Here is a 23119-nt window from a genome sequence, read left to right as displayed (position 1 = left end):
ATCCAGGCATGGCTTTGAAAGATCAGCCCGCCGGTACGATGCCAAAGGTCCATCCAAGCGGCTTCGACCGCAGCCAGACGATCCGCCGAACGGACGATTTCCAGGCGCTCCGCGCCCAGGACGTCGATGGAAACAACCGTGTTCATGAAGGAGAACTGTCCTGTGGCTGCGCGACTACATTGGGCCGCCTGTAAAACAGTCGCATGACATGCCTTGCCATCTTCTTGAGCGGCAGGATGTAGAGCCCAAAGAGCGACTGATAATCGCGCACATCGCGATCGATCAGGCCAAATTTCAGGTCTTCATCCGGTTCCGGGACAAATTGCGTTCCGAACAGACGATCCCAGAACGAAAAAAGCAGGCCGAAATTCTTGTCATAATGACGAGGGTCGATGCTGTGATGCACTTGGTGCCAGTGTGGACACAGGATGATGTTGTTCAACGGGCCGAACGAGATCTTGAGATGCGTATGACGAACAAAGTCCATCATCAGGATGTTACGGATGACGTAGACGTTGATGCCGAAGATAGCGACCTCTACCGGATCGAGTGCGATCAGGCTCCATATACCGAAGCAGATGCCCGGAATGACGCCATCCCACATGCGGTTCATCAGATCGTCCAGCGGATGAACCCGGTCCTTGGTGATCCCCACCATCACTTCGGCCGAATGATGTACCTTGTGCAATTCCCACAGGAACGGGAAACGGTGCTGGGCGACGTGGTAGAGGTAGTATGAGATATCATAGGCGACCAGCATGGTTGCGGTGAAGATGACGATCGTCACTGGTCCCGCCGGGCCGCCGAGAAGCGGCGCGTGGATGTTAAGGAGCCAGCCAATTGCCTCGCGTGTGCCATAGCCCACCGCGACGACGAAGGTGACGCCGGCAGGAATAAGCAGGAAAGGCATCATCGCCCGTTTCGTGATCCAGAACAGGGCGTCGGCTCGCGCCGACGGGTGCAGGATGACTTCCTGGGGGAAGGCGAAGTCGAAAAAATCCCTGAGAGACTTATGTTCGGCAGTTCGCCAGTAGGCGACCACCGCGCTGCCCAGTGCGGTGAGGAGAAGCAGGCCGAGCGTGGTCAGATTGACGTTCGAAAGCTTTTCCACAATCGCTCTGGCAAATTCGGAAAACATCGTTGCAGCGGCTCCTGGTCGTAAGAAGGCAGTCTGGGGTCGTACGAAGGCGATCTGGCGAATAGCAAAGCACAAAATTCCCGGCAAACCCGCTACGCCGCCTGCAACCAGTGGCTGTTGCGGACGCAGCGGGCAAAGCAGGCTGGATGGTGCGAGACTAGCAGATCAACGGTAACGAAACCGCTAAATGTCCAAACGTAATTAATGTCGAATACGGCTGGAACTCGCCCGGCAACTCTACGTTGGCGCTTTTTTTTGCCGTTGTGGCGGGTGAATTGGGGCAAGATGGATATGGATTCCGGCTTCACCCACTTCACCGTGCCAGGCGAGGCGTTCGGCTTGCTGCCTGGTGCCAAAGCGCAGTGAAACCCAACCGCCCTGCCCAGGCATGTCACCGCCAGCGCCGACGTCGAGCGCAGCGTCAGGAAAGCGGATGGCCAACAGCGCCTCGTCGCCGCGCAATACCGTGACCGTATCTTCGTGCCGGTCGGCATGGAGGCCGGCGGCCAGTTGGAAGACGATCTCGGACTGACGCCCGCCGCCGAGCAGTTGGTCGGTGATGAGGATGCCATCGGCCTGGCGCGCCAAAGTGCGCTGATGCACGACGCCGAAGCGGCTTCTATAGCCATCATGCCGGGCGCTCAGCCTCCAGTGCGGTCCCGGCTCGCTCTCCACCAGCGCTGCGACTGCCTTGTGCGACCAGTTGAAATTTCCAGCGATGGTACTTTGGCTCTTGCCCTCGATGTTCAGCGTGTTGTGCGCCGGTGTGGAGCGGAACCAGTCGCGCCATGCGCCTCCCGAGCCGTAGAGCCAGGTGCCTGGATCGACCAGCACCGGCTCACCGTCGATGCACAGGGTGAGCGACAGCGCGTCGGCATGGCCGTGCGCCGCTATCGAGAGATATCCGAGCGGTCCATGGTCGAACGTCAGTTCGACATTGCGGCCATTCATTGCTCCGCGCCAGACTGAGAGCCCGCCTTGCGGGAATGTCTGCAAGCCCTGCACCGCGGGCGCCGGACCCGACGGCGCACCAAAGAAAAGCGAACGAAAGTCGTCGGGCTCCGGCGCGTTGCCCGGCGTCCCCAGTAAGCCTTGGATGGCGGACGCGACGGATCGGATATAGTTCGGCTCATCCCCCAGCTTCAGCACGTGGCCCTCATCGTCGTCGCCGAAGCGGGCGGCTTTCTGTGGCAGCCAGCCGACGAAATTAGCGAAGGCGCCCAGACGCGCTTCGACAGCCGAGGGAAACGGCGTTCCCGCCTGGCGTGCCGCGGCGGCGCAGAGCAAGATGAGTTCGGCGCTGAAGGCTGCATAGGTCGGTGTTTGCTCGGCACCTGCGCCATCGGCAAGTATCTGCTTGTGCGTCTCATTCAGGAGGGCGCCGCGGGCGATTTCGGATCCGGCCCCGAGCGCCAGGCCGACCAGATATTCGCCGGCCAACTCTGCGACCAGATGGTTGTTGGCGGAGGAATATCGCGACGGAAACCGCGGCAGCCAATAGGCGCTTGCCGCTAGTATCTCACCAGCTTTCCGCAGCGTCGCTGGGTCAAGCTGGTCGCCGACGAGGTCCAGGGTGACGATCAGACTGATGGCCCGCAGCGCTACTTCGATGCCGGACGCCCAGCCGATGCCTCGGAACGGTGGATTGGCGGAGTGCCAACTACCGATTGCCGCCTCGATGGCACTCCGGGATCGATCGTCCTCGCCGAGGAGCAGGTGTGCAGCCAGTGGCGGCAATTGCTGCAGCCGGTTGATCTCCCAGACATATTTTATATCGCCAAGGTCGCCGCCGTGGCGAAAATCGATGTCGAAAGTATGAGCCTCGGGGCCAGGCCAAAGCCTGCCGGTCACTGGATCAAGACGCCAAAGCTCGGCAGGAAACAACAGTTCGGGCTCACGCTTTGGCCATGTCCGCCCGAGTGCAGAAAACCGGCCCTGAAGCATCTCTTGCGCGGCCGCCGCTATGGCTTGCCGTTGGGCGTCGGTCGCTGCCAGCGCAGCATGGCGAAATCCGGGCAGCACTGGGTGCAACCGCGGCGATGGATAGCGCTCCCACCCATCATCGCGGCGGCGCGACGCGATCCTTCGACGTTGCTCGCCCAGCCGGTGCAGCACCTCGGCCGGTCCCATGCTGCGCAATCGGTTGATGTACCAGCCGATTCTCATGCACGCCCCGTCAACGTTTCGGTCGTTGTATACCATGCCGTCGAAAAGCTGCGCGCCGGCAATCTTCTTTCCCGTTCGTTGCGGTTAATATCTCCGGCGACCATACGGAGAGAGCGATGCGAAAAGCGGCGTGTGTTGTTGCCTGGGTGCTCGCCTTGCTTGTGGCTGCCGACGCAGCGCCCATCGCTCTCAAGCGCGGCGTTGGCGTGCATCAGTGGCTCAACTGGTCGCCGGTGGAAAAAGACGGAACCTACGTTTGGCCGCCCTATCGCCGCGAAAAGGAGTGGCTTGCGGAAAGCAGGCCGCTCACCGACTGGCCGTCCGGGGAGGTGTTCGCCCACATCCGATCGATGGGCTTCGACTTCGTCCGGCTGAGCGTCGATCCCGGCCCGCTGCTTGCCAGCGAGGGCGCCAAGCGGCAACAGGCGCTGGACATACTTGCCGCCGCCGTCGAGCGGATCACGTCGACCGGCCTCAAGGTGGTTTTCGACCTGCATGGCGTCACTCAGGTTCCCGACTACAGCATGGAGATGATCTATGGCGGCGCCGACAGCGAGGGCGTTGCCCGCTATCGTCAAATGGTTGTGGCGGTCGCCGCCATGCTGGTCAAGATAGGCACCGACAAAGTCGCCCTCGAACCTTACAACGAGCCCTCATACTACCCTTGCGATGCGAGCGGCAGCGATGACTGGCAGCGGATCATGGCAGGGACCGTCCACGACATTCGAGCGGTCAGCAGTGAACTTACCATCGTTGCAACCGGCGCCTGCGGCGGCAGCATTGCCGGATTGGTCAACCTCAGCCCCGGCTTTGATGACCCAAACCTCTATTACAGCTTCCATATGTATGAGCCGCACAGCTTCACCCACCAGCGGCCCGATGACACAATCAGCTTTGCTTCGGGACTTCCCTGGCCGGCCGACAGCAGTACACCCGAAGTGGTGACCGAAACCCTTAGAGCGCGGATGGAGGCTGCCGGCTTGAGCAGGGTCGAGCAGGTCATGAACATGGCCACCGCGCGCCAAGCAATCGCGAGGTATTTCGAGCAGAACTGGGGCCAGAGCCAACTGGAGGCGAGCTTTCGCCAGGCTGTCGACTGGGCTGAAGGCCATGGCATCCCCAGTCGGCGGCTCTTCATGGGCGAATTCGGCGCTATCCTCATGTCCGCGGACGGCCGCATGGGCGCCTTTGAGGCCGACCGTTCGCGCTATCTTAAGGCAGTGCGCGGAGAGGCCGAACGCTTTGCGATCCCATGGTCTGTCTGGGAGTTCTCCAATCCCTATGGGATGAGCCTCATGCTGCCCGATGGCCCCCCGGTACCCGACCCGGAGATGCTGCAGGCATTGGGCCTGCCATAGGTGCCGTCACTCGCCCTCACCAGCGAACAACCGGTGGCAACCCCTGACCGCCAGGCTCCATCGAGGATGGCCCGTGGCAGCTTTCTCCCGGTCGGGTTGTGTCGGCACGAAGTGTTTAACACATTTGTTGTACTGAAGTGAGGAATGCGCGCGCCTAGGGGGAACAATGTGTGGAATTGCCGGATGGATCGGTCGAAGGGCTAAAAATCCACAAGAGCGGGCCGCCAGAATGTCAAACGCATTGCGGCATCGCGGTCCCGATGCCGAAGGCACCGAGATATTGGACCTGAATACCGGCGAGCAACAATTGGCATTGGTCCATCGCCGCCTGGCGATCATTGACTTGGCGCCTGAGTCAAATCAGCCGATGCAGATTGAGGACGGCCGTCTCAAAATAATTTTCAACGGAGAGATATATAACTACATCGAGTTGCGCCAGGAACTGATCGGCCTTGGCCATCAATTTCGAACGCGCTCCGATACCGAGGTGCTGCTCCGAGCCTACGATCAGTGGCGCTTGTCAATGTTCGACCGGCTGAGCGGCATGTTCGCCTTTGCACTCTGGGATGCTCAGAGGCAGGAATTGATCCTCGCCCGGGATCCCTTCGGGGAAAAGCCGCTTTACCTCATGCAAAGCGAAAAATTGCTGCTGTTTGCCTCGGAGATCAACGCATTGCTGTCATCGCAGCAAGATGCTCAGGAACTGGATCTGGATGCCGTGCACGAGTATCTGAACTGGCGTTATGTGCCCGGACCGCGCACGCTTTTCAAACAGATCCGCAAGCTCAATCCCGGAAGCTATGCTGTCTGGTCGCAAGGGGTAGTCAAGGAAACGCGCTACTATACGCCTCCGGACCAGGCGGCCCTGACCGAGCGGATCGACGGAAAAACCGCCAAGCGGCGATTTCTGGAACTGCTCGACCATTCCGTCGAGATCAGGATGCGCAGCGATGCACCTTTTGGGGCCTTTCTCTCCGGAGGGCTCGACTCCTCGGCTATCGTCGCGCTGATGGCCAGGCACAGCGCCACGCCCATTCGCACATTTTCTGTCGGGTTCGACGACGCAGCCTATAGCGAATTTGCATTCGCCCGGCGCGTTGCCGATCATTTCAAGACCGATCATTGCGAACTTGTAATCCAGCCAGGCGATCTGATGGATCACCTGCCGGCGATGGTTCGCCAACGCGGGGCACCTGTTTCGCAAAGCAGCGATATTCCAATTTACCTGATGTCGGAGCGAGCCTCGCAAGACGTCAAGATGGTGCTCACCGGCGAAGGAGCCGACGAGATTCTCGGCGGCTATCCCAAGCATCGCGCGGAATCACTGGCCGGGATCTACCAGTCGCTTGTCCCAGCCTCGCTGCACGATAACGTCCTTTCCCCTGTGGTACGCGCGATGCCGGGCGCGTCGGCCAAGGTCGATACGTTTGCCCGCACCGCGGGCGAAAGGGACTTTGCCGCCCGGATGGTCTCCTGGTTTGGAGCCGTTTCCGCGCAGCAGCGCGCTTGCCTGATCGGTGCATCCGCAAGTCGCCGTTATGAGCACAATGAGTTTCCGTTCTCGTCAAGCGCTGCGGCCTCCCATCTTCGCCGCGTGCTGTTTTTTGATCAGACGTCGTGGCTGCCTGACAATCTCCTGGAACGAGGCGACCACATGATGATGGCCGGTTCAATCGAAGGAAGAATGCCGTTCCTCGATCGCGACCTGGTTTCGTTCGTCAGCAAATTGCCCGATCGCTACAGGCTGGGTTGGTTGCATAGCAAGCAGATCCTGCGCGACAGCATGGCCAATATCCTCCCGGAGGAAATTCTCAGCCGCCGCAAGGTCGGGTTCAAGGTACCGGTCGCCGAATGGTTTCGCGGATCGATGAGGAACTACGTGCATGACCATCTTTGCTCGCCTCACTCCGTCATTCGCAGCTATCTGAGTCCGAAACAGCTTGATCAAATCGTCTCCGAACACACCACGCGTGCCGCCGACCACGAAAAGCTGATATGGGCGCTGTTGAATTTGGAGATATTCCACCGCGAATTCAGGCTCGAAGCACCGCCGCGATCGTCGGCCTCAGCCCTTGACCGGTTGACGGCTTGACGCGGCCGACCGCCAGACGTCGCAGATTGCGCCGACAAACGGGGCGAGCTCAAGCCGTTCCCGATGCACGGCCATGGCACCGGCACCAAGCCTTGCCCTCAGTGCCGGGTCCTCCACGAGGCAGCTCAACGCGTCGGTCAACGCTGTAACATCGCCGGGCGGCACCAGCAGCCCGGATTGCCCGTCGGTGATTATGTCTTCTACCGCGCCAACCGGGGTCGCGACCACCGCCAAACCGGCTGCCATGCCTTCGATCACCGACATCGGCAGATTTTCGGCGAAGGAGGGAAGAACCAGAATATCGGCCGAAGAGATCAGCGATGCGACATCGTCAGGTCCCACCCAACCCGGAAAGGCGATCCGGTCTGCAATCCCCAGCGCGGCTGACTTTGTCCGCGCCGCCTCGACTTCGCCATCGCCGGCAATCGTGGCGCGCCAATTCTTGACAGGGCTCATGCGGTGCAGTGCCTCGAGCAATTGCGGTACGCCCTTGCGGTCGCCGATGCGGCCGAGGAACAGGATATGCACATGGTCGCCGCCGCCGACATGCGCCAGCGACGGGACTTCGGTCGCATTGGGCACGATCACGATATTGCCGGCTGCGCCCGGCGCCCGGCTGGCGACGAAATCGCGCCAAAGCCGACCCAAAACGATCACCCGATCGGCGTGCTCGAACAGAGCTTTGATACGGCCGCTTATGAAACCGCGGTCGGCTTTCCAGAATGTCTGATACTGCGCCCCGTGCAAATGCAGGACATAGGGTATCAACAGCAGCCGTGCCCAGGCGGCGATCACCATCTTGCGATAGGTGCTGCCGGAAACTGAGATGTTGATGTGAATGACATCGGCACGTCCAGCCACACGCGCTTTAAGCATCCGTAAGCAAAAGCCGAGCATATAGAAGATCGAAAGTCCGACATGCCCCGGGCCACGGCTGGCAAGGAAGCACACATCGATGTCGGCGATTTCTTGCCGTTCGAACTCCTGCTTCAGCGCCCCCATGATGCGGTCGATGCCGCCCTGCCCCGAAACGCCCGACGGCGTCGCGACCAGGACATGTATTTTTCGATCGGATATGAGGCGCTGCAACATGATGGTACCCTAAATAACACAGACCGGGTAACTGCAAAGCAAACGTTCCCAATAAGGTTTACGGCAAATCTTTTAGTTCAAACTGAATCTGTTCACCCTTCGCCGTCATCGCGCTGGATTTTCCGCCAGTCGGCGGCTAGTCGAAGGTGAGTTTTCCAGGGACACGCCCTTGCTGCTCCGTTCCACGCTCATTTATGCTCCGGCGATCCTGCTGACGCGAATTTCGGCGCTGCTCCTGCTGGTCGTCGTGACGCGTTTGATCGACCAGACCGAGTATGGCCTGCTCACCCTGGTGGTGACCGTCGGTGAAATGACCGACATTGCCGTCACCAACTGGCTGCGCATCGCCTTGCTCAGGCTTGGCGGCAAGGGCGAGGTCAGCCGCGGCAGCCTGATGCTGGCGGGGCAGGTGTTGCTTGCGACCACGGCCCTGGCGCTGGTCATATCGGTAGGCGCGTCGGCGGTGATCGTGCCTGAACGCTGGGTCGAGTTCGCGATCGCGGTCTGCGGCTATCTGGTCGCTGGGTCCATCAGCCGCTTCGCCTTGACGGTGCTGCAGATGCAGCAGCGCCATTCGGTCTATTCGATGCTAGAAGCCCTGCGTGCCTTGCTGCAACTCGCGTTACCGATCGGCGCTATCCTTGTCTTTCAGGACAGCTTTCTGACGGTGTCGCTCGGTTCGAGCCTCGGCGCCTTGATTGCCGGCATCGTGGCGGGGATCATGGCATCCCGACGCGTCGTTACCGGTCCGCCGCGTTTCACCCACAGAGACTTCTTTGCGCTCGGTGTGCCGCTGATCATCATGGCGCTGGTTGGGTTCGGGCTCAACAGCGCGGAGCGTCTGTTCCTCAAGTTCTATTACGATGCCAGCGCCGTGGCGATTTTCGCCGCGGCCTATGCGCTGGCCCGCCAACCGATCGATATGGTCGCCAACGCCATCAACATGGGCGCCTTTCCCGAGGTGGTTAGCCGCTTCGACGAGGACGGGCCCGCGGCATCGGGTCGGTTGCTGTCGCAGTTGATGGCCTTGATGATGCGGCTTTGCCTGCCTATTGGAGCGATGCTGGTCGCGCTCAGCGGCAATATCACCGAGCTCATGCTGCCCTCGCAATATCACGGCCGCTTCGGCCTGCTGTTTCCAATCATTGCCTTCAGCGTGCTGTGCGCCAACCTCACCAGCTTCGTCTATGGCGTCGTGGTGCACGCGCACAAGCGGCCGTGGCTGCTGATCATCGCCAACCTCTTCGGCTCGGTGGCAACAATCGCATTGTCCCTGCTGTTGATCCCCCCGATGGCCGAGATCGGCGCGGCTTTGGCGCTTGCGGGCGGCTCGGTAGTGGGCTCCATAACCTGCATTGTCATCAGCGAGCGGCTCACGCCGGTGCCGGTGCCGTGGCGCGACATCGGTGTCTCGGTAATCATCTCGCTCAGCACGGGGGTGGCCGCCAAGCTTGCCAGCATGGTGGCCGGCGACGTGCCGGCGATCTTCTCGCTTGTCGCCGGCGGCACCGCCGGCGCTGCGGTCTTCTTCGGGCTGACCTCGTTGTTCCATCCTGTAGCAGCGACGCAATTCGTCGCCCAGCTGCGGGCGCGGCTGCGGATCGCGTAAGGGGAAGTCCAGGGCCGAGGCCTGTTTGTGAGGGAACGCGAATCTATAAACCGGCGTTTCGGCGCCAGCGACGCTCCCAGAACTCCCGGCAGAGCAGCCCGGCATAGGCAGTGTTGGTATCGTAGTAGCGGCGCCACAAGCGTCGCGGCTCCTGGACGACGCGGAACAGCCACTCCAGGCCGGCCGCTTGTATCAGCCTCGGCGCACGGGCAACCTTGCCGCCATAGACGTCGAAACTGCCGCCCACGCCCATCACGAAGCTTGGGGCGAGTTCATCGCGGTAGCGTTTGAGAAAGCGTTCCTTCCGCGGTGTCGGCATGGCCACCAACAGGCAGTCGGCATCCGAGGCGTTGATCGCCGCGACGATCCCGGCCTCGTCCTCCGGCTTGAAATAGCCGTTGCGCGTTCCCGCTATGCTGAGGCTCGGATGGTCATTGGCAAGTCTCGCTACGACCGCATCGAGAACGTGCTGTTCGGCCCCCAGCAGATACGGCCTGAATCCACGCATCGCGCAGAGGCTCAGCAGATTGATCATGATGTCGACGCCCGCCACCCGCTCGGGCAACGCGACGCCGCACAAACGCGCTCCCCAAAGCACGCCGATGCCATCGACATTGACCACGTCCGCCCCGGCCACGTCGTCGCGCAGTTCGGCATTCTGGCGCATGGTCACCAGCTTGGCGACGTTCACCACCACATGATGCAGCGGCCGCCGCAGGGTCATCGCCTCTTCGGCGATGGCCAGCGTCTCTGCCATGGTCAGCGCATGGATAGGTGCGCCAAGGAACTCCCGGCGCCGTGATGCCAAAAGGGAATGCTGCGCCCATGCCGGGGCGTGCGCGTTCATGCGGCCTGCTCCCTTGCAAGCGGCACTTGTGCGATCTCTGGTTTCTTGCCTTCGATGCGGGCGTCCGGCTTGCGCGCCTTGCGCCACGTCCACAGGCCCCTCGTATCGACGAGCTTCTTGTCCTTGAGCGCTTCGGGGTCGACCAGATTGAATTGCCGATGGTCGACCAGGAGGACGACGATATCGGATTTGTCGATGGCCGAAAGTGCATCGGTGAACACGATGCCCCTGCCCTCGAGCTCGTGCGGCAGCGCATTTGTGTTAGGTTCAGCCGCAATGATCTTCACATTGGGGATATCGGACAGAAGCTTCACCACTTCGACGGCCGGGCTCTCGCGCAAATCGTCGATGTTGGCTTTGAAGCTGAGGCCAAGACAGGCGATCGTCTGTTTGCGGGAGGGATCGAGCAAGGCCTCGATATCCCTGACCACCGACATGGGCCGCTCGGAATTGATCCGGCGTGCCGAAGCCATCAGCCGCGTGCTGTTGGGTGCGGCATCGATGATAAAATATGGATCGACCGCAATGCAGTGACCGCCAACGCCCGGGCTCGGCTGGAGGATGTTCACGCGAGGGTGCCGATTGGCGAGATCGATCACTTCCCATACATTGAGCGACAGATCCTGACACACTGCGGCAAGCTCGTTGGCAAAGGCGATGTTGACGTCGCGGAATGCGTTCTCCGTCAGTTTCACCAGCTCAGCACTTTCGGCCGTTGTCATGAACAGGTCGCCGGTGACGAAGGTCGAATAGAGTGCCGCGGTCCGTTCCGACGATTTGCGGGACAATCCACCGATCGAGCGATCATTGTTGATAAGCTCGGTCAGCACCTTTCCCGGCAGCACGCGCTCGGGCGAATAGGCGACCAGCACATCGGCGTCTTCGCCATGCTGGACAGGAAATTTGAGATCGGGCCGCAATTCGGCAAGCAGCCCGGTCATGATCCGCGTGGTTCCGACCGGCGATGTCGACTCCAATACCACAAGGTCTCCCCGCTTCAGCACTGGGGCGATGCTTCGTGCCGCCGCGAGCACGTAGGTCACGTCCGGCTTATGGTCGTGGGTCATCGGGGTCGGCACAGCGATGATATAGGCGTCCGCCGGCTGCGGCGTGCTGTAGGCCATGAGCTTGCCGTTCGCCACGACCTTCTGGATCAGACCGTCAAGGTCTGGCTCGACGATGTGGATTTCGCCGCGGTTGACCTTCTCGACCACCGCTCCGTTGACATCGACGCCAATGACGTTGAGCCCGCGGCTGGCGAAAATGGCGCAGGTCGGCAGGCCGATATAGCCCATGCCGATTACGGAAACGGTTTTGATTTCAGCCATGATGCAGCAGTTCCTCAACAATCCGGTTACTGGCCCGGCCATCGCCATATGGGTTGTGTCGTTCCGCCATGCGGCGATAGGCAGCCTGATCGTCGAGCAGGCGATTGGCGTTGAACAGGATTTTCTCGACATCGGTGCCGACAAGACGGGCGGTGCCGGCCACGATCCCCTCGGGTCGCTCGGTATTTTCGCGCATTACCAGCACCGGCTTGCCGAGTGAAGGCGCTTCTTCCTGCACGCCACCGCTATCGGTAAGCACCAGATAGCTCTGCTTCTGCAGGTACAGGAACGGCAGATAGTCCTGCGGCTCGACCAGGTGGATGTTCGGCACGCCTTCCAGCTCTGCGTTGACCACTGAGCGCACATTGGGGTTTGGATGGACAGGGTAGACGATCTGCACGTCTCCGCGCGCCGCCAATCCCTTCAACGCCGTACAGATGCGCTGGATGCCGCCGTCGAAATTCTCGCGGCGATGGCCGGTGACGAGGATCATCTTCTTGGAAGGGTCGAGGAAAGGGAAGCGGGCAGCGAGCTTCGCGTTCATCAGCCTGTCGGCATCGATCGCGCTTGAAAAATGCAACAGTGTATCGATCACCGTGTTACCGGTCACAAAGATGGTGCTTTCGGCTTTTCCTTCGGCGATGAGGTTGTCGCGCGCCTGAACGGTCGGCGCAAAATGCCAGGTGGCGATGTCGCCGGCAATCTTGCGGTTCAGTTCTTCAGGAAACGGCGAGTTGACGTTGTGGCTGCGCAATCCTGCTTCGACATGAGCGACCGGGATACGCTTGTAGAAGGCAGCCAGAGCCGCGGCCATCGCCGTGGTGGTGTCGCCCTGCACCATGACGATATCGGGCTTGGCCTTGTCCAGCACCTCGGCCATGCCAAGGAGCACGCGCGAGGTCACGTCGAACAGCGACTGGCCGGGTTGCATGATGTTGAGATCGTGATGCACAGGCAGGCCGGTCAGCTCGACAACCTGGTCGACCATTTCGCGATGCTGGGCGGTTATGCATATTTCGGTGATGAAGCCTGGATGAGCAAGGGCGGCGCGCGCCACTGGAAAGCATTTGAGTGCCTCCGGCCTCGTGCCGAACACGATCAGCAGTTTCTGCCTCGATGGCAGTTTTGGACGTGAAAGGACGTTCATCGCTGATCCTGGTCGCCTGCAGCCTTCGGGACATGCCGACTATTGCCCGCACGAGCTATAATAGCGTCGAGAAGCGCCTTCGTGATCTCAATTCTTAATATATGATTAACAACCAAGGCCGCGTTCTCCCGGCTTAACTCTTGTGAAAGGTTGGGCTGACAAGTAGTCTACGGTAGTAGTCTTGAAAAAGAATATATTGGATTGACTAATATTTTAATCATCGGCCACGCCGACGCATCCCGGCGCTGGGAAAATGAGCTTCTGGCGCGGTTGAGTGCGGCTGGACATGCGGTTTCGAGTAGCCGCGCGCCGACGCCTGAACCCAATGCGCGCGGAATGGATAATGTGCTGGCGCTCGAGGGCCGGCGCTTCGGCCCCTCATTGGCAAGCCGTTCCGAGCCGTTGCGATCCGGCGATACCGGCCCAGTCGATCTTGTAGTCGATCTTACCGCTATCGCCGCCCGACGGGGCACGCCTGTCCTGACGCTCGAATTTTGCGGCCACAGCAGCTTTGCCGCGGGCATGACCGAGATGCTGGCGAGCGGGCGGTTGCCCGAACTCACCGCGCGCCTCGACGGCGTTGCCGTCGCCAGGGCGCGGCCGATGATCAGCGATCGGCTATGGCTCTCCCGGACCAGCAACGACCTGCTCGCCGGCGCCATCTCCCTGATCGCCCAATGTGTCGCCCGCTTTTCCGCGGGCAAACTTGCGCCGATTATTGAGAGCCCGGCGCCGCCCCTGCAGAAAGGCGGATTTATCAGGCACTATCTGCCCTTTTTCGGCAGGGGAATGGTCGACCGCGCGGTGCAAAAACTGCGACGTGGTCGGCGCCCCTTCTATTGGCAGGTTGCTTACCGGCTGATCGACGGTCCAGGCGTCGCCGAGACCGGACGACTCGACGGTAAGCCGTTCACCGTGCTTGCCGATGACGGGCAGCGCTTCTACGCCGATCCGTTCGTTCTCGAGCGCGACGGCCGCCATTTTCTGTTTGTCGAGGAATTTCCCTATGCCACGGGCCGCGGCGTGATTTCGGTAGCCGAACTCGACACCGACGGCACTTTCGGCGTGCCGAAGGTGGTGCTGGAGGAAGCACACCACCTGTCATATCCGCAGGTGTTCGCTCGCTCCGGCGAGATTTTCATGATCCCGGAAAGCGCTACGGCGCGCGAACTGGTGCTCTACCGTGCCGTGCAGTTTCCGGATCGCTGGGTACGCGATACGGTGCTGATGACGAACAGGGATTTCAACGACGCCACGCTGCTCGAATCCGACGGCCGCTTCTGGCTGTTGGGGACTGAGCGGTTCGGTCACGGTAGCGCGTCTGACACGATGGCGGTCTATTCCGCCCCGGCGCTGCGTGGGCCGTGGGCTGCGCACGCGCTCAATCCCGTCGCGGTCGACCACTCCGCCACTCGGCCGGGCGGCGCCTTTATCCGCCAGGAGGGCTCGCTGCTGCTGCCGGTGCAAAACGGCTCAAGAGCCTATGGTGGCGGCCTGGGGTTAATGCGACTGGATCGGCTTGATGATTTCGATATCCGTTTCGAACTGCCCCGCCCAATCGATCCGGGGCCGGCATGGGCCCGCGCGGGCATTCACACGCTCAACCGCGCGGGACGTGTCGAGGTCGTGGACAGCGCCGGCTGACCGGATTTGAGGCCCGTGCTTAACGAGATCCAGCCGGCTTCAATGCCGCGACCGAAGACTGGTCCCTGTAGGCAAGCAGCAACACCACGATGATCGTCATGTCCGGCGTTTTTGACGAAAGCGCGTTGTTCGACAGCGCAGCAAGCAAGAACGTTATGGTGCCGATCCATGCCGGCAGCGGCGCCCCTCGCAGCAGCCGGAAGACAAACCAGAATATCAGCGCTGTAAACAGCAGGGCTATGGGCAGGCCGAAGAGCAAGATGATTACCACAGGCGCGCTTTCGATGTAGGGCAGATGCAGCTTCTGCCTGACGATCGCCAGCAGGTCGTCAACGTTCATGCCGAACAGGATGTCGTTCCAGCTGACTAGTCCGAACACCTGGTAAATGGTCACCCGGGCCATGAAGTTTTCGTCGAAGATGGTGTTGCTGAACCGATTCAGCAGACCGCCCGCAAACAGTACAGCTACGAGCACCGCACCACCGGCGACGGTGAACATCAGTACGACAAATTTGGCCTGCCGCTCGTATTTGAGCGATAGGCCCGGCCAGGGCACGAACAGCAGCAGAATGAGGATTTCCGCCGTCGCGAGCATCAGCGCAGCGCGAGCGCCTGACGCAGCGCAACCGATGAATAACAGCAAGATCGCCATCACCCGCGCCCAAATGCGCCAGTGCGTCAGCGGCACAAATCCGATGGTCGTGGCGCAGAGCGCGCCCAGTGCCAGCGGATGAGCCGACAGGCCAGTTGGCCTGAATTGCAGTTCGTTCAAGCCATAGGGCAACAACCGATGTTGAGTCACCGCCTCGATGGTGCCGATGACAGCGCTCAGGACCGCCATTCCAAGCACGACGTCTCCCAACGCCCGCCGCACCTCTGCATTCAATGCCAGCATCAGCAGGCCTGTGGCGCCGGCCACCAGATAGGTATCGATGATGAAGCCGGAGGAGCCCGCACGGCCGGTAACGAACAAATAAGGCACCAGCGCGAACATCAGCACCGAATAGCGGATCAACGCCTTGAATATTCCAATTTCATCGCCGTGCAGCAAAAACGGCCGGCTGAAAAGAACGATAGGAAGCAGTAGGATGATCGCATAGGTGCCGAAATGCAGCTTTTCGTAGAACGAGCCTCCCTGGGCCGTATAGTCGACGACCATGTTCATCACTTGCGGCGACACCGTAAAGCGAAGCAGGAGCGCGAACGCTGCACATAGGAAAAACAGCAGCGACAGCGCGTTCTGACGGCGCGCTCGACTGGACAACACTCGTTCCGAAGTGGCAGCGGGATAGCTCATGGCCCATCCAAATGGCGATATTCGAACGGCATTCTGGGCAACGAATCCCTTCAGCGTCCGCCAAGCGGACCGTGTGAACGGCAAAATGGGCCAACTTGGAAAATAAGATGTTAACGATATTTCTGTAGAGCAGGCCAAGCGTAATGATTTAACAAGGGTTGTCACCATGTCTGCCGGTTCCGGCACCCCCCCTATCTCCGCGACGGCTTCCAATAACAGTGCATTCGAGCGTATTGCCAATGCACGGCGCAGGGCATTGCTGCAACAGCATGGCCCAGTCGCGGCGTTAAGCTCCGCACCGGTGACGCCGCAACCTCCAGAGCCTGTCGCCACGGTGACCCTGGACAAGATCGGCGATTTCCTCGAGCTCGATTTTCGACGCCTGTTCGTCTGGCTGCGGGCCGGCCTCGCCCTGGCGTTCATGCTGGCGGTAATCGGCGGCATTGTCGGCGGCGCCTATGCATTGCTGAGCAAGCAGCGTTACACCGTCACGACGGAGGTCCTCATCAACCCTTCCAATTTGCAGGTTGTGGAAAACGACCTCTACTCGCAACCGGGCCAGGTCGATAGCCAGCTGCTCAGCACACGCAGCAAGCAGCGTATCCTGACCTCGGGCAACGTGCTTTCCCGTGTGGTGGACGAACTGAATCTGACTCACGATCCAGAATTCTTCGATCCGGACCGGAGCACATCCTCGTCTGGCGCTGTGGCGAAGCCCGACCCGAGGCTCATCGCCTTGAAGAATCTGGCGGACCGGGTAGACGCCATCGCGGACCCGACATCGTTCGTCACAACCCTCTCGGTATCTGCGGAAACCACCGCCAAGGCGATCCTGATCTCGCAGGCCCTAGTCAAAAACTTCCAGGAAGAACTGGCCAAGGCAGAAGCTGCCGGCGCCAGCCGTGCCGCGGCAGCCCTCGACAGCCGGCTTGGCCAACTCAAGAGCGACGTGCAGGCAGCCGAAGAGAAGGTCGAGAGCTACAGGCGTAGCCACAATCTGTCCACCAGCAATGGCCAGCTTGTCAGTTCGCAGACGCTGACGCAGCTCAATGGCGAAATCGTCGATGCGCAATCGCGCGTCATTGCCGCGCAGGCAAGCTACGACGCCCTGGTTGCCTCCGGCATCAATGGGGCAAATCCCGACCCCACGGTTTCGGAAGCGCTCGCAGCGCTGCGCGACAGGTCAAACAGCCTGCGGCAGCAGATCGATTCACAGTCGATGACCTTCGGCCCGCGTCACCCGACGATTGTCAGGCTCAGGACGGAGCTCGAGACCGTCAACTCGCAACTCCGGGCCGAGTTCTCCCGCACCGTCGGCACGGCAAAGGCCAGCCTGGACAAGGCCAGGGCCTCGTTGGCTTCTCTCAACGCCAGGATGAACGATCTGAAGAGCAATGTATTCACCGACAGCGAGTCCGAAGTCGCCCTGCGTGAACTTGAACGCGATGCCGCCTCGAAGAGAGCCGTCTATGAGAGCTTCCTGTCACGTGCACGCCAAATCAGCGAGCGCGAGCAGATCGACACGACAAACGTACAGGTGATTTCGACCGCGGTGCCCCCGCCCGCGCGCTCATGGCCCCCGCGCACTGCCCTGGTAGCAGGCGCAGGAGCGTTCGCAGGCTTTGCCCTGGGCATGCTGCTGGCCATCGGCATGGGCATCATCCGCGACATGCGCCGGCCGCCGAACCGATCAGGCCTTGCCGCCAGCCGAGCCTGAAGCAAGGCATGGTGAAGCGCATCGTTTTCCACATCGCCAGCCTGAGGGGCGGCGGCGCCGAACGTGTCTTCGTCCTGATGGCAAATGAACTGGCGTCGCGTGGCCACGAGGTCACGCTTTTTACCTGGAACGCGGAAGGCCCTAACGCCGCGCTGCGTTCCGCTGCCGTGCATCTGGTCGACTTCGGCCTTCTCTTGCGCGGCGAGGGTTACGCCAAGTCGGCGACGCTGAAAGGCATCGTGCGAAGCGCAAATTTGTTCCGCCGCCTTGATCCTGATGCGGTCTATAGTGCCCCGGAATTCGCCAATCTGGTGATGGCGCTGTCACTCATGTTGGCCAGAAGCCGGGCAAAATTCTTTCCAAGTTTCCACGCCGCCGCCTCGCTGCCTGCCAGCGGCCTCGGCGCGAGACTGGCGATCGGGTTTTCCGCGCTGGTTGGCGCGCGTGCTACCAAAGCCATCGCCGTTTCGGCGGGTGTCGGCCGTGACATCATCGCCCGCGGCTTCCCCAAATCCAAGGTCGTCGTCATCAACAACCCGCTGCCGCCGGCTGAAGCACCGCAGAGGAATTCCTATGCCTGGCAGGCAGCGTTGGCGGCGATGGGCGATGGCCCGGTCATCGCCACCGCCGGACGCCTGGTGCCGGTCAAGGACCACCGGACTTTGCTGCGGGCCTTCGCTGCCCTGCGCGCCGGCCGCCCTGCCCGGCTTGTCATCTTCGGCGAAGGTCCGCTGGCTGCCGAATTGCACGCCTATGCCGAAGAGACCGGCATCGGCGCGCACGTGCTCTTTGCCGGCTACGTCAACGACCCCGCAGCTTGCTATGCCGCAGCCGATCTGTTCGTTCTGTCATCGACCAGCGAAGGCTTTGGCAACGTGTTGGTCGAGGCCATGGCTGCAGGTGTCCCCGTAATCTCCACCGATGCCCCGCATGGCCCGCGAGAAATACTCGGTGACGGCCGCTTCGGCGCCTTGGTGCCAGTCGGTGACGCCGCAGCCCTTGCGAAGGCGATGGCCGAAATGCTGGATCACCCCATCCCTGCTGCCGTGCTGAGAAACAGGGCGCTGGATTTCACAGTCGACAAGATCGGCGATCGCTACGAAGCGTTGCTCTAGTTGTCGCCCACGGCCAGCAGATCGCGGTTGGATGCGATCGACGCGGGCGGGTCTTGATTGCCGTAATCTCTTCACAAGCTGGAGCGCAGCGGCTCATGGTCGGGCGTTTCCTCGTTCCTTGAGTTGTTGGGCGAGGAAGTCCTTGACCGAATCGAGAACCGCGTCCCGTTCATGAGATACGCCTGGCAGCAAATCGAAGCGCACGCGCGCACCCGCCTCCTCGAACGATCGACACAATGCCATGAGGCGTTCCGGCCGTGTTCGCCCGGCATCGTTGGCGCCTGGCATCCAATGGGTGCTGCCTTGGACATGAGTGATTTCCCAAGTCTCCAGGTCGGCGTCGCCGACGATCATCTGGAAAGGCACTTTTGCCAGCGCTGCGGCATCGAAGGTGATGCCGAACTTCTCCGGCAGATCGCGAATGCCCACCCACCAGTCACGCGTCGGATCGAGCAGGGTCACCGAGCCTGGCGCGCCGATTGAAGCCGCCCAGAGCCTGTCGGGATGCAGGATAGCAAAACGATGCGTGAAATGCCCGCCGCCGGAAAATCCGAACATGGCAAAGCGGCTCCAATCCTGACTGTATTTGGCGCTGACCTCCTCAATCATGGCGAGCAGCAACTGATCGTAGCGGATGTTGCCCTCGAGCATATATTTGTACCCGCTGCGGGCATCATCCCCGAGAACGCCGATTGGAAACAGCGGACACAAAACGGCGCAGCCGTTCCAGCGTCCGAACTCGGAAAACGCGTCGCGGAATCCAAGAAAAGAGGTGCGGCCGGTGCCATGGACAGCGACCATCAGGTCGACTTTGGCCCCTTCTCCAACCGCGGGAGGCACATACAGGCAATAGTGAAAGCGCGGGTCTGATTTGGAAGCAAAGATGGCGGTCGCGCCAAGGTCATAGGTAGCGCGACCGCGATCTGCGACAGACCCCCTGGCAACGCTTGTCAAACCGATAACTCCTTAATAAGCCCGGCGTTCACGGCAATCTTATACCGGTCGGCCGACCTCGTGAACTGGATGCGCCTCCAGGCAGCCGCGAGGAGGACCTCGTCGTGCACCGGAAGCAGGGCGCCGGCAGGGCGATCGGAGGCAAAAAGAATGCCTCCGCCAACGCCTCGGGCAGCCGCCATTAACTTTTCGTTAACCATGCCGGGCTAGCCTTAACCAATCAGTAAGGACTCGCCTCTGTGACCTGCGTCGCTCCCATCCAAAACAAGTCCATACGCTTTCGAGCGCGCTCGTTTGTAGCCTTCACCCTCACCCCTGAGGCCCCGCTAGGGGAATGGCTGCAAAGCCTCGATCACTGGACCGAAAACTCTCCCGGCTTCTTTGCCGGCCGTCCGGTCGTGCTCGATCTGAATATGCTCAAGCCCGAGGTGGGCGAGATGCGGGATCTGGTCTCACAGCTCGCGGAGCGCGGGATTCGCATTTACGCGATCGAGGCCGATGGCAACGTTGCTCTTGATGCCGATCTGCCGCCGCTGCTCGTTGGCACCAAGGAGGCCACCGCTGATACGCTTTACGCGCAGCCGAACCCGAAGGCCGCCGCTGAGGCCAAGACGAAAGAGCCGCAGGCGCCGAACTCATTGATGATCAAGGCACCGATCCGCTCCGGCCAGTCGATCTTTCACCCCGATGGCGACGTGGTCATTGTCGGCTCCGTCAGTTCCGGATCCGAGATCATCGCCGGAGGATCGATCCACGTCTACGGCACGTTGCGTGGACGTGCGTTCGCCGGCGCCACGGGAAATCCCGCAGCTCGCATCTTTTGCCGGAAAAATGAAGCCGAACTTCTGGCGGTAGACGGCTGGTACCGCACCGCCGAGGAGATGGACGCCTCCTCGCGAGGAAGGCCGGTACAGGCCTTTCTCGAGGACGGCGCACTTTGCGTCGCACCGCTCAACTAACAACATTGGAGGCACAAATATGGGCAAGGTAGTGGTTGTCACATCCGGCAAAGGGGGTGTCGGCAAGACGACCTCGACGGCCGCTCTCGGCGCCGCGGTCGCGAAAACCGGCAAGCGGGTGGCCCTCGTCGACTTCGATGTCGGCCTGCGCAACCTCGATCTGATCATGGGCGCCGAGCGGCGCGTTGTTTTCGATATCGTCAACGTCATTCAGGGAACCGCCAAGCTCTCGCAGGCGCTGATCCGTGACAAGCGGCTCGAAACGCTGTTCCTGCTGCCGGCCTCGCAAACGCGCGACAAGGATGCTCTCACCGAGGAAGGCGTCGCCGACGTCATCGACAAGCTCCGATCGGTTTTCGACTACGTCTTCTGCGACAGCCCGGCCGGCATAGAGCGGGGCGCGCAACTTGCCATGCGCTTTGCCGACGAGGCGGTAATCGTTACCAACCCGGAAGTGAGCTCGGTCCGCGATTCCGATCGCATCATCGGCCTGCTCGACTCCAGGACGATGAAAGCAGAGCAAGGTGAATCGATTGCCAAACACGTCCTCGTCACGCGCTACGACGCTGCCCGCGCTGCCCGCGGCGAGATGCTCAGCATTGATGACGTTCTCGAGATCCTGTCCACGCCTCTGCTGGGAATAATTCCCGAGAGCCAGGACGTGCTGCGCGCATCCAATGTTGGCGCGCCGGTTACGCTCAGCGAAAACACCAACCCCGCCGCACGCGCCTATATCGACGCGGCAAGAAGACTCGAGGGCGAGGACCTGCCGGTCATTCTGCCTTTCGAACGGAGGGGCCTCCTCGACCGGCTGTTGGGAAGGAGGGCAGCATGAACCTGCTCGATATCTTCAAGCGCCGCGGCAGCGCGCCCGTGGCGCGCGAGCGCTTGCAACTGCTGTTGGCTTACGAGCGTCGAAGCCGCAACCAGCCCGATCTCGTCTCCGTGTTGCGCGAGGAGATCATGGCGGTGATCGCCCGGCATGTTCAGGTCGACCAGGATTTCCTGCAGGTAAGCATGGATCACGGCGAAACGACGTCGAGATTGGAGATCGACATCCAGATCCCCAACAAAGTCGCAATGCCCATGGCCGCGGCGTTCTAACGAAACCCTCCGGTCGGGGCTTGCGTCGGCTGCTGCCGAAATTGCGGCGCCGTGGTTGGTGTGCTTGAGCCGGTCGCCACCGGCAAGTTCTCGCAATTCGAGGACAATAACCACTCTCTCACCAAAACCCCGCGGCCGTTTCAAGCCGCGGGGGGCCTTGGGAGGGCCTTTCGAACCCGTGGTCAAATGTTGGCGAGCAATTCGTTGACGCGGCTTTCCATGTCGGCAAGGGCGGTGTCGACGTCCTTCTGGCCACTGATTGCTGCACTCATCTCTTCGCCGATAATGTCCTGGATCGCAAACTGACGCTGTACGGCGGACGGCAGCGGCTTGCCGAGATCAGCGACCGCAGAGATCGTGTTGCGATGCGGCAGTGCCTTGAAGGCGTCCGAAGTGATGACGGCCTTATAGGCCGGCAAGTGGCCGGTGCGCGACCATTCGAAGTCGTTGTCGGCGAAGAACTTCAGGAATTTACCGATAGCCGCGATCTGTTCAGGCGTGCGGTCTTTCTGCGAAACGGCCCAGGTGTGGCCGTCGGCATATTGCGCATGGGCGCCGCCAAACAGCTGCGGATACGGATAGACCGCATATCCGCCCTTGTTGAGGGCCGTCCCCTTGGTCTCGGACTGGGCGTTGTAATCGCCGACCACCCACGTACCGTTGAGATGGACGCCACCCTCGCCGGCAAGGAAGGCGTTGATCGAGCCGCCATAGTCGAGATCCTTGGTGGTGTAGCCCTTCTCGAAGATCGCCTTGTACATCTCGACGACCTTCTTGGCTTCCGGCGTATTCAATTTCACATGCTTCGGATCGGCAAAGAAATCGGAATCCTGCTGGAAAAGATAGGTGTAGAGGTTGCGTGTGTAGAGTGCAGTCTCATTGGCCAGGTTCTGGACGAAATAAGGCTTGCCCGTCTTCTGCTTGAACTGTTCGGCCTGGGCGAGCAGTTCCTCGGGCGACTTTGGAAAAATCGGCGTGCCGTCGGCATTGACGAGGCCGGCTTGTTTGAAAAGATCCATGTTGACGTGATAGAGCATCGTCCAGCTGTCGATCGGCAGACCATAGATCTTGCCGTCTTTGGTGGCGCCATTGCGTGCCGCGTCGGTGAAAGCGTCGGGTGTCACGCCGACCGACTTCAAGAGATCGTCGAGCGGCATCAACAGGCCCTTCGACTGATAATCCGACAGTACGGATTCATGGATCGTGACGATGTCCGGAGCGTCGCCTGAAGCGAACTGGGCGGTCAGCTGATCATAGCCGGGCCATTCCACGGTGGTGACGTTGACGTGGACATCGGGATTGTCGGCGTTGAACTTGTTGATCAGCGAGGTGATGATGCCGCATTCGCCAACGGCCTTGGTGGCATCGGTGTTGGTGCCGAAATCAGCATCGCAGGCGCCGAAAAAGCGCTGCACGCTCAGTTCCGTGGCCGCGAAGCTTGGAGCTGCGAGCAGCATTGCGCCCACAGAGACTGCGGCAAACAGTATTTTCTTCAGTTTCATATCAGTTCCTCCTACTGAGTTTCCGCCGCTCCACCCTGGATTGGCTTTCG

Annotated in this window: 18 protein-coding genes; 9 read left to right on the top strand and 9 right to left on the bottom strand. The window is 61.0% G+C overall.

Annotated elements, in window-relative coordinates:
* Positions 1–142 precede the first annotated feature (142 nt).
* Entirely contained in the window at positions 143–1138 is a 996-nt protein-coding gene (locus NKH50_RS16640) for a sterol desaturase family protein (protein WP_352879903.1), read from the bottom strand.
* Positions 1139–1375: 237 nt separating this feature from the next.
* Entirely contained in the window at positions 1376–3304 is a 1929-nt protein-coding gene (locus NKH50_RS16635; protein WP_352704785.1) for a heparinase II/III family protein, read from the bottom strand.
* A gap of 116 nt (positions 3305–3420) precedes the next feature.
* On the opposite strand from NKH50_RS16635, the gene NKH50_RS16630 reads away from it, so the two are divergent.
* Both NKH50_RS16630 and asnB read left to right on the top strand, forming a co-directional pair.
* On the top strand, positions 3421–4662 hold the full coding sequence (locus tag NKH50_RS16630) for a glycoside hydrolase family 5 protein (protein WP_352879900.1): 1242 nt from the start codon (positions 3421–3423) through the stop codon (positions 4660–4662).
* A gap of 166 nt (positions 4663–4828) precedes the next feature.
* Positions 4829–6754, top strand: coding sequence for an asparagine synthase (glutamine-hydrolyzing) (gene asnB, locus NKH50_RS16625; protein ID WP_352507201.1), 1926 nt, complete (start codon positions 4829–4831; stop codon positions 6752–6754).
* On the opposite strand, the gene NKH50_RS16620 is transcribed toward asnB, so the two are convergent.
* Positions 6728–7846, bottom strand: a complete 1119-nt coding sequence (locus NKH50_RS16620; RefSeq protein WP_352879898.1) for a glycosyltransferase family 4 protein — start codon at positions 7844–7846, stop codon at positions 6728–6730. The genes asnB and NKH50_RS16620 overlap by 27 nt on opposite strands.
* 169 nt (positions 7847–8015) lie before the next feature.
* Here NKH50_RS16620 and NKH50_RS16615 point away from each other — a divergent pair, with 169 nt between their 5' ends.
* Entirely contained in the window at positions 8016–9455 is a 1440-nt protein-coding gene (locus tag NKH50_RS16615; protein ID WP_352879896.1) for a lipopolysaccharide biosynthesis protein, read from the top strand.
* A 43-nt stretch (positions 9456–9498) separates the two neighbouring features.
* Here the strand turns inward: NKH50_RS16615 and NKH50_RS16610 are convergent, their stop codons facing one another.
* From NKH50_RS16610 to wecB, 3 genes are read right to left on the bottom strand one after another with little or no spacing between them, the layout of a single operon-like run.
* Positions 9499–10302 (bottom strand): WecB/TagA/CpsF family glycosyltransferase, encoded by an 804-nt coding sequence (locus NKH50_RS16610; RefSeq protein ID WP_352507204.1) that lies wholly within the window; start codon positions 10300–10302, stop codon positions 9499–9501.
* The gene (wecC, locus tag NKH50_RS16605; RefSeq protein ID WP_352507205.1) at positions 10299–11630 is read right to left on the bottom strand and encodes a UDP-N-acetyl-D-mannosamine dehydrogenase; all 1332 of its coding nucleotides are present in this window, start codon (positions 11628–11630) and stop codon (positions 10299–10301) included. Before wecC ends, NKH50_RS16610 begins: the two co-directional genes overlap by 4 nt.
* Positions 11623–12777: a non-hydrolyzing UDP-N-acetylglucosamine 2-epimerase gene (gene wecB, locus NKH50_RS16600; RefSeq protein WP_352879893.1), complete on the bottom strand. Its 1155-nt coding sequence runs from the start codon at positions 12775–12777 to the stop codon at positions 11623–11625. Before wecB ends, wecC begins: the two co-directional genes overlap by 8 nt.
* A gap of 522 nt (positions 12778–13299) precedes the next feature.
* Here wecB and NKH50_RS16595 point away from each other — a divergent pair.
* Positions 13300–14421 (top strand): glucosamine inositolphosphorylceramide transferase family protein, encoded by a 1122-nt coding sequence (locus NKH50_RS16595; protein ID WP_352507207.1) that lies wholly within the window; start codon positions 13300–13302, stop codon positions 14419–14421.
* A gap of 19 nt (positions 14422–14440) precedes the next feature.
* On the opposite strand, the gene NKH50_RS16590 is transcribed toward NKH50_RS16595, so the two are convergent.
* On the bottom strand, positions 14441–15718 hold the full coding sequence (locus tag NKH50_RS16590) for a VpsF family polysaccharide biosynthesis protein (RefSeq protein ID WP_254819510.1): 1278 nt from the start codon (positions 15716–15718) through the stop codon (positions 14441–14443).
* 166 nt (positions 15719–15884) lie between these two features.
* On the opposite strand from NKH50_RS16590, the gene NKH50_RS16585 reads away from it, so the two are divergent.
* Complete coding sequence (locus tag NKH50_RS16585; RefSeq protein WP_352879891.1) at positions 15885–17435, top strand: GumC family protein; 1551 nt, start codon at positions 15885–15887, stop codon at positions 17433–17435.
* Between the two features lie 8 nt (positions 17436–17443).
* Positions 17444–18550 carry a glycosyltransferase gene (locus NKH50_RS16580; protein WP_352879889.1) on the top strand — a complete coding sequence of 369 codons (1107 nt, stop codon included), beginning with the start codon at positions 17444–17446 and terminating at the stop codon, positions 18548–18550.
* 93 nt (positions 18551–18643) lie between these two features.
* Here the strand turns inward: NKH50_RS16580 and NKH50_RS16575 are convergent, their stop codons facing one another.
* Entirely contained in the window at positions 18644–19504 is an 861-nt protein-coding gene (locus NKH50_RS16575) for an alpha/beta hydrolase (protein ID WP_352879887.1), read from the bottom strand.
* 239 nt (positions 19505–19743) lie between these two features.
* Between NKH50_RS16575 and minC the strand changes: the two genes are divergently transcribed.
* Genes minC through minE form a run of 3 tightly spaced genes read left to right on the top strand, consistent with a single transcriptional unit; the run spans position 19744 to position 21567 of the window.
* Positions 19744–20463 carry a septum site-determining protein MinC gene (gene minC / locus NKH50_RS16570; RefSeq protein WP_352879885.1) on the top strand — a complete coding sequence of 240 codons (720 nt, stop codon included), beginning with the start codon at positions 19744–19746 and terminating at the stop codon, positions 20461–20463.
* Between the two features lie 19 nt (positions 20464–20482).
* A complete protein-coding gene (minD, locus tag NKH50_RS16565; RefSeq protein WP_254819515.1) occupies positions 20483–21298 on the top strand; it encodes a septum site-determining protein MinD in 816 nt (271 codons plus the stop codon).
* A complete protein-coding gene (gene minE, locus NKH50_RS16560; RefSeq protein ID WP_023677151.1) occupies positions 21295–21567 on the top strand; it encodes a cell division topological specificity factor MinE in 273 nt (90 codons plus the stop codon). Before minD ends, minE begins: the two co-directional genes overlap by 4 nt.
* Positions 21568–21749: 182 nt before the next feature.
* Here the strand turns inward: minE and NKH50_RS16555 are convergent, their stop codons facing one another.
* Complete coding sequence (locus NKH50_RS16555) at positions 21750–23069, bottom strand: ABC transporter substrate-binding protein (RefSeq protein ID WP_352879882.1); 1320 nt, start codon at positions 23067–23069, stop codon at positions 21750–21752.
* Positions 23070–23119: the final 50 nt, after the last annotated feature.

It is taken from the genome of Mesorhizobium sp. M1027 (assembly GCF_040318745.1).
In the GTDB taxonomy this organism is placed as follows: domain Bacteria; phylum Pseudomonadota; class Alphaproteobacteria; order Rhizobiales; family Rhizobiaceae; genus Mesorhizobium.
Note: the sequence above shows the minus strand (reverse complement) of the source record. Positions and strands in the feature narration are given on the sequence as shown.

Excerpts from the sequence above, each read along its gene's own strand:
- NKH50_RS16555 (WP_352879882.1), bottom strand. The coding sequence starts at position 23,069 with ATGAAACTGAAGAAAATACTGTTTGCCGCAGTCTCTGTGGGCGCAATG.
- wecB (WP_352879893.1), bottom strand. The coding sequence starts at position 12,777 with ATGAACGTCCTTTCACGTCCAAAACTGCCATCGAGGCAGAAACTGCTG.
- NKH50_RS16590 (WP_254819510.1), bottom strand. The coding sequence starts at position 15,718 with ATGAGCTATCCCGCTGCCACTTCGGAACGAGTGTTGTCCAGTCGAGCG.
- NKH50_RS16585 (WP_352879891.1), top strand. The coding sequence starts at position 15,885 with ATGTCTGCCGGTTCCGGCACCCCCCCTATCTCCGCGACGGCTTCCAAT.
- NKH50_RS16640 (WP_352879903.1), bottom strand. The coding sequence starts at position 1,138 with ATGTTTTCCGAATTTGCCAGAGCGATTGTGGAAAAGCTTTCGAACGTC.
- NKH50_RS16635 (WP_352704785.1), bottom strand. The coding sequence starts at position 3,304 with ATGAGAATCGGCTGGTACATCAACCGATTGCGCAGCATGGGACCGGCC.
- NKH50_RS16610 (WP_352507204.1), bottom strand. The coding sequence starts at position 10,302 with ATGAACGCGCACGCCCCGGCATGGGCGCAGCATTCCCTTTTGGCATCA.
- NKH50_RS16620 (WP_352879898.1), bottom strand. The coding sequence starts at position 7,846 with ATGTTGCAGCGCCTCATATCCGATCGAAAAATACATGTCCTGGTCGCG.
- NKH50_RS16630 (WP_352879900.1), top strand. The coding sequence starts at position 3,421 with ATGCGAAAAGCGGCGTGTGTTGTTGCCTGGGTGCTCGCCTTGCTTGTG.
- asnB (WP_352507201.1), top strand. The coding sequence starts at position 4,829 with ATGTGTGGAATTGCCGGATGGATCGGTCGAAGGGCTAAAAATCCACAA.
- wecC (WP_352507205.1), bottom strand. The coding sequence starts at position 11,630 with ATGGCTGAAATCAAAACCGTTTCCGTAATCGGCATGGGCTATATCGGC.
- minE (WP_023677151.1), top strand. The coding sequence starts at position 21,295 with ATGAACCTGCTCGATATCTTCAAGCGCCGCGGCAGCGCGCCCGTGGCG.
- NKH50_RS16595 (WP_352507207.1), top strand. The coding sequence starts at position 13,300 with ATGACCGAGATGCTGGCGAGCGGGCGGTTGCCCGAACTCACCGCGCGC.
- NKH50_RS16580 (WP_352879889.1), top strand. The coding sequence starts at position 17,444 with ATGGTGAAGCGCATCGTTTTCCACATCGCCAGCCTGAGGGGCGGCGGC.
- minD (WP_254819515.1), top strand. The coding sequence starts at position 20,483 with ATGGGCAAGGTAGTGGTTGTCACATCCGGCAAAGGGGGTGTCGGCAAG.